Origin of the sequence: Shewanella insulae (assembly GCF_009831655.1) — a bacterium.
Taxonomy (GTDB): domain Bacteria; phylum Pseudomonadota; class Gammaproteobacteria; order Enterobacterales; family Shewanellaceae; genus Shewanella; species Shewanella insulae.
In genome coordinates, this window is record NZ_WRPA01000007.1 from 23,295 (window position 1) to 37,041 (window position 13,747).

15 protein-coding genes are annotated in these 13,747 nt (G+C 49.6%); all 15 read right to left on the minus strand.

Annotated features, from left to right (window positions below; all coding sequences use genetic code 11):
- Window positions 1-130: 130 nt before the first annotated feature.
- A complete protein-coding gene (gene glmU / locus GNT65_RS09260) occupies window positions 131-1,495 on the minus strand; it encodes a bifunctional UDP-N-acetylglucosamine diphosphorylase/glucosamine-1-phosphate N-acetyltransferase GlmU (protein WP_160795515.1) in 1,365 nt (454 codons plus the stop codon).
- Window positions 1,496-1,603: 108 nt separating this feature from the next.
- The gene (locus tag GNT65_RS09265; protein ID WP_160795516.1) at window positions 1,604-1,957 is read right to left on the minus strand and encodes a DsrE/DsrF/TusD sulfur relay family protein; all 354 of its coding nucleotides are present in this window, start codon (window positions 1,955-1,957) and stop codon (window positions 1,604-1,606) included.
- Between the two features lie 166 nt (window positions 1,958-2,123).
- Window positions 2,124-2,552, minus strand: coding sequence for a F0F1 ATP synthase subunit epsilon (locus tag GNT65_RS09270; protein WP_160795517.1), 429 nt, complete (start codon window positions 2,550-2,552; stop codon window positions 2,124-2,126).
- A gap of 33 nt (window positions 2,553-2,585) precedes the next feature.
- Window positions 2,586-3,962, minus strand: a complete 1,377-nt coding sequence (gene atpD / locus GNT65_RS09275) for a F0F1 ATP synthase subunit beta (protein WP_160795519.1) — start codon at window positions 3,960-3,962, stop codon at window positions 2,586-2,588.
- 35 nt (window positions 3,963-3,997) lie between these two features.
- Entirely contained in the window at window positions 3,998-4,858 is an 861-nt protein-coding gene (atpG, locus tag GNT65_RS09280; RefSeq protein ID WP_160795521.1) for a F0F1 ATP synthase subunit gamma, read from the minus strand.
- A 49-nt stretch (window positions 4,859-4,907) separates the two neighbouring features.
- A complete protein-coding gene (atpA, locus tag GNT65_RS09285; RefSeq protein ID WP_160795523.1) occupies window positions 4,908-6,449 on the minus strand; it encodes a F0F1 ATP synthase subunit alpha in 1,542 nt (513 codons plus the stop codon).
- A gap of 14 nt (window positions 6,450-6,463) precedes the next feature.
- A complete protein-coding gene (gene atpH / locus GNT65_RS09290) occupies window positions 6,464-6,997 on the minus strand; it encodes a F0F1 ATP synthase subunit delta (RefSeq protein WP_160795525.1) in 534 nt (177 codons plus the stop codon).
- Between the two features lie 14 nt (window positions 6,998-7,011).
- Window positions 7,012-7,482: a F0F1 ATP synthase subunit B gene (gene atpF, locus GNT65_RS09295; RefSeq protein WP_041509599.1), complete on the minus strand. Its 471-nt coding sequence runs from the start codon at window positions 7,480-7,482 to the stop codon at window positions 7,012-7,014.
- 37 nt (window positions 7,483-7,519) lie between these two features.
- Window positions 7,520-7,771, minus strand: a complete 252-nt coding sequence (gene atpE, locus GNT65_RS09300; RefSeq protein ID WP_011639455.1) for a F0F1 ATP synthase subunit C — start codon at window positions 7,769-7,771, stop codon at window positions 7,520-7,522.
- 70 nt (window positions 7,772-7,841) lie between these two features.
- Complete coding sequence (gene atpB, locus GNT65_RS09305) at window positions 7,842-8,636, minus strand: F0F1 ATP synthase subunit A (protein ID WP_160795527.1); 795 nt, start codon at window positions 8,634-8,636, stop codon at window positions 7,842-7,844.
- Window positions 8,637-8,648: 12 nt separating this feature from the next.
- The gene (locus tag GNT65_RS09310; RefSeq protein WP_144202237.1) at window positions 8,649-9,032 is read right to left on the minus strand and encodes an ATP synthase subunit I; all 384 of its coding nucleotides are present in this window, start codon (window positions 9,030-9,032) and stop codon (window positions 8,649-8,651) included.
- A gap of 225 nt (window positions 9,033-9,257) precedes the next feature.
- Window positions 9,258-10,136, minus strand: coding sequence for a ParB/RepB/Spo0J family partition protein (locus GNT65_RS09315; RefSeq protein ID WP_160795529.1), 879 nt, complete (start codon window positions 10,134-10,136; stop codon window positions 9,258-9,260).
- Between the two features lie 10 nt (window positions 10,137-10,146).
- Window positions 10,147-10,938 (minus strand): ParA family protein, encoded by a 792-nt coding sequence (locus tag GNT65_RS09320; RefSeq protein ID WP_160795531.1) that lies wholly within the window; start codon window positions 10,936-10,938, stop codon window positions 10,147-10,149.
- Window positions 10,939-11,034: 96 nt separating this feature from the next.
- The gene (rsmG, locus tag GNT65_RS09325; protein WP_160795533.1) at window positions 11,035-11,658 is read right to left on the minus strand and encodes a 16S rRNA (guanine(527)-N(7))-methyltransferase RsmG; all 624 of its coding nucleotides are present in this window, start codon (window positions 11,656-11,658) and stop codon (window positions 11,035-11,037) included.
- 103 nt (window positions 11,659-11,761) lie between these two features.
- Window positions 11,762-13,651, minus strand: a complete 1,890-nt coding sequence (gene mnmG / locus GNT65_RS09330) for a tRNA uridine-5-carboxymethylaminomethyl(34) synthesis enzyme MnmG (protein ID WP_160795535.1) — start codon at window positions 13,649-13,651, stop codon at window positions 11,762-11,764.
- Between the last annotated feature and the right edge of the window lie 96 nt (window positions 13,652-13,747).

Below are 13,747 nucleotides of genomic sequence, written 5' to 3' on the forward strand. Positions count from 1 at the left end.
ACATCCCTTTACACTGTAGGCCGATCCAGCTCACTAAATTAGCCTGTTTAGTCACAGGCTCGGCAGACCTCCATTAGAAACAGGCATAAAAAAAGCGACCATAGAGGTCGCTTCTTCTGCCGCCGTCGGCTTATTTCTTCTGCTTCACCGGTCGTGTCCAACCGGTCAGATGACGCTGTTTCACCCGGGTGATCACCAGCTCATCAGCCGCCACGTCACGGGTAATGGTCGAGCCCGCACCTAAGGTGGCACCTTTACCTATGGTGACCGGCGCCACCAGCTGAGTATCGCTGCCCACAAACACGTCGTCTTCGATCACCGTCAGGTGTTTATTGGCACCATCATAGTTACAGGTGATGGTACCGGCGCCGATATTCACCCCTGCGCCCACCTGAGCATCACCAATATAGGCCAGGTGACCCGCCTTGGAGCCTTCACCCAGCACCGCTTTCTTCATCTCGACGAAGTTGCCGATATGGGCATCACGCTTGAGCTCGGCGCCCGGACGCAGACGGGCAAAGGGACCGGCACTGGCGGCTTCGCCCACAATCGCATTTTCGATGATGGAGTAGGGCTTAATCTCGGCGTTATCCCCTATCTCACAATCGATAAGGATGGCGCCAGCACCAATAGTCACGTTATTGCCTATGGTAACCTTACCCTGGAAGACCACATTGACGTCGATCATCACGTCCATACCAAGGGTAACGTCGCCGCGCACGTCGATGCGAGCGGGATCGCGCAGGTTAGCCCCTTCGAGCATCAGCTTCTCGGCGGCGCGCGCCTGATAGGCTCGCTCGAGTTGTGCCAACTGCACACGATTGTTAGCGCCTTCCACCTCGATGGCCGAGGCTGGCTGCGCCGTGGTGATGCTGACACCGTCGCGATGGGCCATAGCAACGATATCGGTAAGATAATATTCGCCCTGAGCATTGTCTGACGACAATTGACCCAACCAGGCCTTAAGCTGTTTGCCGGGCGCGGCCATGATGCCAGTGTTGATCTCATTGATCTTGAGCTGCTCCTCGTTGGCATCCTTCTGCTCGACGATCCCCACTACCTTACCGGCCTCGCGCACGATGCGACCATAGCCAGTAGGATCCGGTAGATTCACGGTAAGAATAGCCAGGCCCTTGTCGTCTCGGGCGGCCAACAGGGCTTCCAGTGTAGATGCCTGGATCAACGGCACATCGCCGTAGAGGATCAGAACTGTATCATCGTCGCTAATATTGTCGTTTGCCTGCGCCACGGCGTGACCCGTGCCCAGCTGCTCAGCCTGCAGCACCCAGTTCAACGTCTGCTCACCCAGACGGGCCTTAAGCTTATCGGCGCCATAACCATAGACCAGCTGAATCGCCTCGCTTCCCAGTTGATGCGCGGTATCTATCACATGCTGCACCATGCTCTTATGGGCGATGGGATGAAGAACCTTAGGAAGGTCTGAGCGCATGCGGGTCCCTTTGCCTGCGGCCAAAATAACGACGTTCAGTGCCATGAAGATATCCTTGAGCGATTGCTGTTGGTAAAGAAGAATATGGAAATTAAGTCGGCTGATTTTAATAGATTGCGCCGTCAAAAGCGACACGCGGCGCCTTTTTGCCTATTAGAAGTTGATCACCTTGTCTGACTCCAGCAGCCAGAGCGCAAGGTCATCCATGGTGGCCTCGATACATCCTTCGATAGCACTCAGTTCGCTGAGGCCTCGGGCCTGCACGCAGGAGGTGCAATACTTCACCTCGGCCCCCTGGGCCAGTACTATCTCCAGCATCTGCTGCAGGTTATAGCCCTCGCCCGGTTGCTGCCTGGGTAACACGGCCGTCACGGCATCGGACAATAGAAACAGCTTTACCTTAGGCGCAGAGGCCTGTTCATTGAGCTGTATCGCCAGGCGTAGGGCGTTAAAGAGTTTCTCAGACCCATAGGGCGCGTCATTGACGACAATCAAGACTTGTTGCATGGAATATCCCTCATTGAAAACAAGAGCGTCAGCCTAACACTGCCATGAAAGCGAAACGTCTGACTCGATCACGTATAAGACGTAGAAAGGTAATTGGGGGATGGAAAACAGATACAAAAAAGGCGGTCACCTCGCGGTTTCCGCCTTTTATCATCAAACAATAACCTTATCTGGCAATGTTCTTCTTGATGGTCTCTACAACGCGCAATTGAGCGATAGCCTGAGCTAATTCAATCGCTGCAGCGGCATAGTTAAAGTCTGCGCCTGCGTTAGCCATATGGGCTTCTGCACGACGCTTGGCTTCTACGGCTGCCTGCTCATCAATCTCTTCGGCACGCAATACTACGTCAGCCAATACGGATACTGAGAAAGGTTGTACTTCCAGGATACCACCCGAAAGGTAAAACACTTCCTCTTTACCATCTTGCTTGACGATGCGCGCCATGCCAGGTTTGATATAGGTAAGCAGAGGCGCGTGACCCGGCATAACACCTAAATCACCTTCAGCACCTGAGACTTGTAGGTGTGCTACCAGACCCGAAAAGATGCTGCTTTCTGCGCTTACAATATCAAGTTGTACTGTCATGGCTGCCATCCGTTCTCCTTAAAATATCAAGCTAACGCTCGATTATTTTTTGTTAGCTCGCTCGATAACTTCGTCGATTGAACCTGCCATGTAGAACGCTTGCTCTGGAATGTGGTCGAACTCACCTTCCAACAGTCCCTTAAAGCCACGGATAGTGTCTTTCAGAGAAACGTACTTACCTGGAGAACCGGTGAATACTTCTGCTACGAAGAATGGCTGAGAAAGATATTTTTCAATCTTACGCGCACGGGCAACGGTCGTCTTATCTTCATCAGATAGTTCGTCCATACCCAGAATGGCGATGATATCTTTCAGCTCTTTATAGCGCTGTAGTACAGTCTGTACACCACTTGCTACGTCATAGTGCTCTTGGCCAACAACCTGTGGATCTAGCTGACGTGAAGTCGAATCCAGTGGGTCAACCGCTGGGTAGATACCCAGAGAAGCAATGTTACGTGACAATACAACTGTCGCATCCAAGTGAGCGAAGGTTGTTGCTGGTGACGGATCCGTCAAGTCATCCGCAGGTACGTATACCGCCTGAACAGAGGTAATAGACCCTGTCTTAGTAGAGGTAATACGCTCCTGAAGAACACCCATCTCTTCAGCCAGTGTTGGCTGGTAACCTACTGCCGAAGGCATACGGCCTAGCAGTGCAGATACTTCGGTACCCGCCAAGGTGTAACGATAGATGTTATCGACGAACAATAGTACGTCTTTACCTTCGTCACGGAACTTCTCAGCCATTGTCAGACCGGTCAGTGCTACGCGAAGACGGTTTCCTGGAGGCTCGTTCATCTGACCATAAACCATGGCCACTTTGTCGAGTACGCCAGATTCTTCCATCTCGTAGTAGAAGTCGTTACCCTCACGAGTACGCTCACCTACACCGGCGAATACTGACAAACCAGAGTGTGCTTTAGCGATGTTGTTGATCAGTTCCATCATGTTAACTGTCTTACCAACACCCGCACCACCAAACAGACCAACTTTACCACCCTTAGCAAACGGACATACAAGGTCGATAACCTTGATACCAGTTTCTAACAGTTCAGTAGTGTTTGATTGATCTTCATATGAAGGAGCTTCGCGGTGAATTTCATAACGCTCTTCTTCACCGATAGGACCCGCTTCATCAACTGGCTGACCTAATACGTTCATGATACGGCCTAGGGTCTTATCCCCAACCGGAACAGAAATAGGTGAACCTGTGTTTACTACCTCGATACCACGACGCAGACCATCTGAAGAACCCATAGCGATGGTACGAACTACACCACCACCAAGCTGCTGCTGAACTTCCAGCACCAAGCCTTCACTTTTGATCTCTAGAGCGTCATAGACCTGAGGTACGGCATCATGTGGAAACTCAACGTCCACAACCGCGCCAATTACTTGGACAACAGTACCTGTGCTCATGATTAATCCTCTAAAACTTGTATTCGTTACCCAGCCTAAACCGCAGCGGCACCAGAAACAATTTCCGACAGTTCCTGCGTAATCGCAGCCTGACGGGCCTTGTTGTAGACCAACTGCAAGTCATCGATAAGTTCACCAGCGTTGTCTGTCGCAGCTTTCATAGCAACCATACGGGCTGCCTGCTCTGATGCGATGTTTTCAACAACACCTTGATACACTTGAGACTCCACATAACGAACCAATAAGGTTTCCAAAAGTTCTTTTGGATCTGGCTCGTATAGGTAATCCCAGTGATGAGCAATCTCATCATCTTCTGACTTAGGCAAAGGTAGCAGCTGTTCGATCACAGGCGTCTGGCTCATGGTGTTCACAAACTTGTTGAATACCACGTACAGACGGTCTAGCGTGCCTTCGTTGTATGCTTTTAGCATTACGCGTACTGTTCCGATCAGGTCAGCGAGCTTAGGAGCATCGCCTAATCCTGACGCGTGAGCAGACACTTTTCCGCCAAAGCTGTTGAAGAATTGTACGCTGCGTGCGCCGATTGGGCAGAATTCAACTTCCGCTCCGGCTTCACGCTGCTTCTTCACGTCCGCGACAACCTTCTTAAACAGGTTGACGTTAAGACCACCACAAAGACCACGGTCGGTTGACACAACAATGTAACCAACTCGCTTAGCTTCTCTCACTTCCAAATATGGATGCTTATATTCGAGAGAACCCTGCGCCACGTGACCGATCACCTTACGCATATTTTCCGCGTATGGACGGCTCGCAGCCATGCGATCCTGCGCCTTGCGCATTTTACTGGCTGCAACCATTTCCATTGCGGATGTGATCTTCTGAGTGTTCTGAACACTCGCGATCTTGGTTTTAATCTCTTTAGCGCCGGCCATCTTTACTCTCCAATCTGGACCTGAGGTGCCTTAAGACACCTCCGTGTCTTTACCAGGTTTGGGTTTCTACGAACTTGTCGAGGCCAGCCTTCAAACCACCTTCGATGTCGGCGTTGTAGTCGCCAGTCTCGTTAATAGTCTTCATTAGGTCAGCATGCTCGCTGTTCATGAAAGAGAGCAAAGAAGCTTCGAAATCACCGATCTTGTTCAGCTCAACGCCTTTTAGGTAACCTTTTTCAGCTGCGAAAATAGACACAGACTGGTCAGCTACGCTCATTGGCGCGTATTGCTTCTGCTTCATGAGTTCGGTAACACGCTCACCATGCTCAAGCTGAGCACGAGTTGCATCGTCAAGGTCAGATGCAAACTGAGAGAACGCTGCAAGCTCTCGATACTGTGCAAGTGCAGTACGGATACCGCCTGACAGTTTCTTGATGATCTTAGTCTGAGCCGCACCACCAACACGAGAAACCGAAATACCTGGGTTAACCGCAGGACGTAGGCCTGAGTTGAATAGGTCAGTTTCAAGGAAGATCTGACCATCGGTAATAGAAATTACGTTGGTCGGTACGAATGCAGATACGTCACCCGCTTGAGTTTCAATAATAGGCAGTGCAGTCAAAGAACCAGTCTGGCCCTTAACTTCGCCATTAGTGAACTTCTCAACGTACTCAGCGTTAACGCGTGAAGCACGTTCAAGTAGACGAGAGTGAAGATAGAAAACATCACCTGGGTATGCTTCACGTCCTGGTGGACGCTTCAGTAGCAATGAGATCTGACGGTAAGCAACAGCTTGCTTAGAAAGATCATCATATACGATCAGTGCATCTTCACCACGGTCACGGAAGTATTCACCCATTGAACAACCCGAGTACGGAGCCAGGTATTGCAGCGCCGCAGCTTCAGAAGCTGTTGCCACAACAACCACTGTGTTAGCCAGTGCGCCGTGTTCTTCAAGTTTGCGTACCACGTTAGCAATGGTAGAAGCCTTCTGGCCTACTGCTACGTATACACACTTAATGCCTGAATCTTTTTGGTTGATGATGGCATCGATCGCCAGTGCTGTCTTACCAGTCTGACGGTCACCGATGACCAGCTCACGCTGACCACGACCGATTGGGATCATAGAGTCAACGGCTTTATAACCAGTTTGTACTGGCTGATCAACCGACTTACGTTCAATAACGCCTGGTGCGATCACTTCAACAGGAGAGAAACCATCGTTGTCGATAGGTCCTTTACCGTCGATTGGTTGGCCCAGAGTGTTAACTACGCGGCCCAATAGACCACGGCCAACAGGCACTTCCAAGATACGACCAGTTGTCTTAACTTTTTGGCCTTCTGCCAGATCGGCATAAGGACCCATAACTACGGCACCGACAGAATCACGTTCTAAGTTCAACGCGATCGCATAACGGTTACCAGGCAGTTCGATCATCTCACCTTGCATTACATCGGCAAGGCCGTGAACGCGAATAATGCCGTCGCTCACTGCAACGATAGTACCTTCGTTGCGAGCTTCACTAACGACTTCGAACTGCTCGATCCGCTGTTTAATCAGATCGCTGATTTCAGTGGAATTCAGTTGCATGCTCAAACTCCCAATTACGACTGCAGCTTATCAGACAGACGGTTTAGTTTACCGCTGACCGAGCCATCTATGACCAGGTCACCTGCCGTGATGATTACACCAGCCACTAGGCTGGTATCTACGCTGCAATTCAGCTTAACTTTGCGTGTGAGACGTTTTTCTAGAGAAGCACTAATCTGTTGCTGTTGCTCTGCGCTAAGCTCAGTGGCAGAAACAACATTTGCTTCAACCTCTTTCGCCCACTCGTTGCTGAACTCATGAAAGAGTTCATATACAGCAGGAAGTACTTCCAAACGACCGTTTTCAGCCATTACCTTTATCAGATTTTGACCTTGCTCATTGATCTGCTCACCACATACCTTAATAAAAAGGTCGGCAAGCTGGTTGCTCGCAAGAGCACCAGACAGCAGCGGCTTCATAGTCTCGTTTTCACTGACTTGAGCGGCAAAGCTAAGCATTTGTGCCCAGCTTTCTACTGCATTCTTCTCAATAGCGAAGTCAAATGCTGCCTTTGCGTAAGGACGAGCGATGGTGCTTAATTCAGCCATAACTCACTCCCTAATCAAATTTCAGCAACTAGTTTATTAACTATGTCACTGTGGGCGGCTTCATCAATCGAACGCTCAAGGATCTTCTCTGCACCGGCGATAGCCAGAGCAGCAACTTGCTTACGCAGGTCTTCTTTCACGCGATTACGTTCAGCTTCAATTTCTGCTTTACCCTGAGCGATGATTTTCGCACGCTCAGCGTCTGCTTCGGCTTTGGCCTCATCGACAATCTGAGCTTTACGCTTGTTCGCTTGCTCAATGATCTCGTTAGCAGTTGCCTTAGCTTCTTTTAGTTGGTCGGTGGCTTTCGCCTGTGCCAACTCTAGGTCTTTTACAGCACGATCAGCATCAGCTAGACCGTCGGCGATCCTTTTTTGGCGCTCTTCGATGGCATTCATCAAAGGAGGCCAAACAAACTTCATGCAGAACCACACGAAGATAATAAAGGCAACCGTCTGACCGATTAGGGTAGCGTTGATATTCACAACAGCCTCCTATTTAGATTAAAGACAGAAGCGTTGATTACAGCATTGCACCCAGTGGGTTAGTAAACAGCATAAATAGTGCAATACCTACACCGATCATGGTTACCGCATCCAATAGACCAGCAACAATGAACATCTTAACTTGTAGCATAGGAGCCATTTCAGGTTGACGCGCAGCGCCTTCCAAGAACTTGCCACCTAGTAGGCCGAAACCGATAGCGGTACCTAGAGCACCCATACCAATCAGTAGAGCAACAGCGATAGCTGTCATGCCTAATACAGTTTCCATCTCTATCTCCAATATTCTAAATCTTTAGTTAGTTTGTGATTTAGCTTAAAAAAAATTTCTTCAGCAACCCTTAATGATCTTCATGTGCCATGCTGAGATACACGATCGTCAGCATCATGAAGATAAACGCCTGCAGAGTGATAACCAAAATATGGAAGATTAACCAACCTAGTTGTAGAGTCACACCTAGGGTAGATAACGCCAAGTTAGCACCATACATCAACGCAATAAGGATGAAGATCAACTCACCTGCGTACAAGTTACCGAACAAACGCAGTGCCAATGAAATAGGCTTAGCGATCAGGGTAACCGACTCTAATAGGAGGTTGACGGGTATCATTGCCTTATGGTTAAAAGGCTGTAATGTCAGTTCTTTAACAAAACCAGTTACGCCCTTGACCTTGATGCTGTAGTAGATAATCAGCACAAACACACCGATAGCTAAGCTGAAGGTGATGTTTAGGTCGGTCGTTGGTACCACTTTCATGTATGGGATACCGGCAGCAGCTGCCAGCTCAGGAATCCAGTCAACTGGAATCATATCCATGAAGTTCATCATGAATACCCACACAAAAATCGTTAGTGCCAACGGAGCAATAACAGGATTGCGGCCATGGAAGGTTTCCTTCACGCTGCCATCGACGAATTCAACGATCATCTCGATAAAGCATTGAAGCTTACCGGGAACACCTGTCGTTGCCTTCTTGCCAACGCTGCGGAACAGCCACAAGAATAGAACACCAAGCCCAACCGAAAAGAACAACGAATCAATGTGCCATGTCCAGAAGCCTTCACCAACGTGTAAGTTGGTAAGGTGGTGCTGGATATAGCCCTGCGGTGTTAACGCTTCACCAGTTGCAGCCATGATTCATCCCACTTAACTTTGCTTGAAGTATAAAGGAGCTGTCCAATGCACTATTAACGCGGATATATAACAAACGAAAAGCGGCATAAAGACCACTTGAAGATTGATAAATACCAGCGAAAACATTGCTATGGTTAACAGCAACTTTACCGCTTCCCCCCAGTAAAAAGTTTTCATTACTTTTCCTGCTGAACTTGCTCCCGTATGGGAAAAAGCGAGGGTCGCGAATACAAAATTAGGGAGTACAGCAATGGCACCACCTGCTAACGCAGACAGTCCGTACTGTGCTCCCCACACGGCGAAAAAGACAATCGAAACACCCCCAGCCACCGCCGCCTGCATCAACACCAACTTATAGGCAGACCACCGGCCACGACGTGCTAAAACCTTGCTCAATTCATCTTCTCCGCATTCTTACTTTTTGTTTCTATGACCGGACGACAAATTATCAGGCCATCTTAGAGGTACAAAAAGCTTGCGAAAGTATACCTTTTCGCACATTCAAAGCAAGTTCAAGGTAAGTAAAAATGGGGACTTTTAACGTGATCTACGCCAAAAGTCTAAAAGTGAAAGATTAACAGATGTCACAAAGTTACATAATATAACGTTAACTTGGGCTAATTAACGGATTTTCTCAATAATACCATCCAATTCAGCCAAATTTTGATAGTTAATTACCATTTTGCCCTTGCCTTTTTTGTTATGGCTAATGGAAACTTTTGCCCCTAATTTTTCAATTAATTGGCTCTCCAGACGGGCGACATCCTGATCTTTTGCCGGTTTATCGACTATTTCAGGTGGATTTAAGGTTTTATTCACTAATCGTTCAGTTTCACGAACAGTTAGTTCTTTGGCAATCACGGTTCTGGCAAGATTAGTTTGTTCATCGCCCGACAGCGCGAGCAGGGCACGGGCATGACCCATGTCTATGTCACCATATTCGAGCATGCGCTTAACCGACTCTTCTAAGCCATTCAAACGTAAAAGATTTGATACCGTAGTGCGCGACTTACCCACGGCATCGGCCGTTTGTTGGTGGGTCAGGTCGAACTCTTTAATCAGGCGCTCAAGGGCAATAGCCTCTTCCATCGCATTGAGATCTTCCCGTTGAATATTCTCGATCAGCGCGATTACACCGGCGGCCTCGTCAGGCACCTGTTTAACGATGCAGGGCACCTTTTCAAGCTTGGCCAGTTGAGACGCACGCCAACGTCGCTCACCGGCGATGATCTCATACCCCTTGTCCGACACCTTGCGCACCACGATAGGCTGGATGATCCCCTGAGTCTTGATCGACTCGGCCAGCTCCTCTAGAGCCTCGGGCGACATATCCTTGCGGGGTTGATACTTGCCCGGTTGTAGCAGATCCAAGGCAATCATCTTGAGCTCTTCATTGTCACTCAGGACGGCCTCTTGATTCGGGGCCTGCTTCGCCGCCGCATGGCTGGTGCTTAACAGTGCGTCTAATCCTTTGCCTAGACCACGTTTCTTGGGTGTCATCTGTTTTTCCTTAAGCTTCTTGCTCTAACTGAGAATCTTGCTCAGCTCGTCGAATGATCTCGCCAGCCAAAGCAAGATAAGCCTTGGCACCAGCGCTGGACTTATCGTAATACATGGCGGGAGCACCGAAGCTAGGCGCCTCGGCTAGCCTCACGTTACGCGGGATCACTGTGCGATAAACCTTATCGCCGAAATGTTGTTTTAACTGATCCGACACGTCATTTGCGAGTCGGTTGCGGGGATCGTACATGGTACGCAGGATCCCCTCGATGGACAGCCCGGGATTTACCATGGCCGCCAACTTACTGATGGTATCCATCAAGGCGGTCAATCCTTCCAGGGCGTAATATTCACACTGCATAGGTACCAACACAGAGTCGGCGGCCGACATGGCATTAACCGTCAGCATGTTCAGCGAAGGCGGACAATCGATGAAGATAAAATCATAGTATTCTTTAACGGGAGCCAGGGCGTTACGCAGGCGGATCTCACGGGCGAAAAACTCCATCAGCTTGATCTCGGCCGCCGTCACATCACCATTGCCGGCGATCAGATCGTACTTACCAGCCGTGTCGCGATAGACAACCTCCTCGACAGACTTTTCCTCGACCAAGAGTTCGTAGGCGGTATTTTCGACGCTGTACTTATCGAGACCACTCCCCATAGTCGCATTACCTTGAGGATCGAGATCGATAAGCAACACTTTACGTTTAGTGGCAGCCAGAGACGCCGCTAAGTTCACACAAGTCGTTGTTTTTCCGACGCCACCTTTCTGGTTGGCCACGGCTATCACTTTACCCACAATATCATCCTGTCTATCACGTTCGTCGATTCGATAGTTGAATTCTTTATCAAATTGCTTGAACTGGTTAAATAATGCAACTCTTAACCCAGGGGACTAAGCCGCTTTGACCACCCGCAGCAGGTGGCGCTGTTCGTCGAGGCGAGGCACATGCAATTCGAAGATATCGGTCAGCGCAAAACCTTCGGGCATGTTCGCCATCTCTTCATCGCTCAATTGACCCTTCAAGGCGTAAAAACAGCCGGTGGGTTTAGGCAGATGGTGGCACCACTGCAACATGTCCTGGATTGACGCAAAGGCACGACTGAGTACGCCATCGAACTTCTCTTCCGGTTGATAGGCTTCGACTCGGCTCTCGACCGAACTAATATTACCTATCGCCAGCTCAAATTGAACCTGTTTTTGAAAACGAATGCGCTTGCCCAGGCTATCGAGCAGCACAAACTCTTTATCAGGATTCATGATGGCCAAGGGGATCCCTGGAAGACCGGGTCCTGTGCCAACATCGATGAATCGCTCACCCACTAGGTGAGGGCTGGCCGCCAGGCTGTCCATGATGTGACGAATCAACATCTGCTCGGGATCGCGCACAGATGTCAGGTTGTAGGCCTTGTTCCACTTGGCAAGCATGGCAACAAAATCAAGCAATTGCTGCTTCTGCTTCGGAGTAGCCGTCATCTGCATGTCGGCAAGATAGCTGTCTAATTGGGCTGCTAACACAGGGGTATCCTCGATAAACAATGGGATATTATGAAGCCGAGTCGCAGGGATGGGAAGTGCTGACCTCCCATCCCGGTCATCAAAATAGAATTTTTAGGCGGTTTTAGGCGCTCTTTTTGAGCAAGCCACGCTTCTTCAGGTGAACCAAGAGGATCGAGATAGCCGCCGGTGTGACCCCTGAGATACGTGAGGCCTGGCCCACGGTATCAGGCTTGTGATCGTTGAGCTTAGCGATCACCTCATTTGAGAGACCTGGAACCTCTTGATAATCGAGATCCTGTGGCAGTCCTGTCTTTTCGTGGCGGATTGCCTTATCGATCTCATCCTGCTGACGCTGAATGTAACCAGAGTATTTGACCTGGATCTGCACCTGCTCGGCGGCGCGTTGATCTTCGATCGCAGGGCCAAATCCCTCGACGGCCATCAGCTTAGGATAATCCAGCTCGGGTCGGCGCAGCAGCTCTTCGAAGGTGGCTTCGCGGGTAATAGGCGTCTTGAGATGCGGGTTGAGGGCATCGACCAAGGGCGAGTTAGGATGGATCCACTGGCTACGCAGACGCTGCAATTCGAGCTCGATCGCCTCACGTTTGGCGTTAAACTTAGCCCAACGTTCATCATCCACCAGACCTATCTCACGACCTTTTTCCGTGAGACGCAGATCGGCATTATCTTCACGCAGCAACAGGCGGTATTCGGCGCGGCTGGTGAACATGCGGTAAGGTTCTTTTGTCCCCAGAGTCGATAGATCGTCTACCAAGACACCAAGATAAGCCTCGTCACGACGTGGGCACCAGGCTTCTCTGCCCTGAACCTGCAAAGAAGCGTTCATGCCCGCCAACAGGCCCTGGGCTCCCGCCTCTTCATAGCCCGTGGTACCGTTGATTTGCCCCGCGAAGAACAGACCGGAAATCGCTTTGGTTTCTAAAGAGTTTTTAAGATCTCTTGGATCGAAATAATCATATTCGATGGCATAACCCGGACGGATGATCTCGGCATTCTCCATGCCTTGAATCGAACGCACCAGGTTAAGCTGTACATCGAACGGCAGGCTGGTGGAGATACCATTAGGATATATCTCATTGGTGTTCAGGCCCTCCGGTTCGATAAAGATCTGATGCGAACTCTTGTCGGCAAAACGATTGATCTTATCTTCGATAGAAGGGCAGTAGCGCGGGCCTATGCCTTCGATCACCCCAGAATACATGGGGCTTCTGTCTAACCCACCACGAATGATCTCATGGGTTCGCTCATTGGTATGGGTAATAAAACAGGAGATCTGCTTTGGATGATCCTTAACGTCACCGATAAAAGACATCACAGGTAGCGGATCGTCACCTTTCTGTTCCGTCATGAGATCGAAGTTAATCGTATTGGCATCGATACGTGGTGGAGTACCGGTTTTAAGACGGCCCACACGAATAGGTAATTCACGTAAACGATCTGCAAGGGAGATCGATGGCGGATCGCCAGCTCGGCCACCACTGTAATTTTCAAGACCAATATGGATCTTGCCGCTTAAGAAGGTACCAGCCGTCAATACGACAGCAGGCGCCTCGAAGGCCAATCCCATCTGAGTAATTACCCCGATAACACGATCATTCTCAACGATAAGATCGTCTACCCCTTGTTGGAACAGGCGTAAATTTGGTTGGTTTTGCAGGATCTGTTGGATCTTGGCGCGGTAAAGAGCACGATCTGCCTGAGCCCGTGTTGCTCTTACCGCCGGACCTTTACTGGAATTTAAGGTACGAAATTGAATACCGGCATGATCGGTTGCAACGGCCATGGCGCCACCTAAGGCGTCAATTTCCTTTACGAGATGCCCCTTACCAATACCACCAATTGCCGGGTTACAGGACATTTGGCCTAAGGTATCTATGTTATGGGTCAACAATAATGTTTTAGACCCCATCCTAGCAGATGCTAATGCTGCTTCGGTTCCTGCATGACCGCCGCCAACAACAATTACATCAAACCGCTCATGAAAATGCATCTGAATACCTTAAAACTTATATCGAACATAAAATAATATTGCCCTTAGATCGGACAGATTTACTCGATGAGTAGCCGAGTATTTTAGCACCTGGAA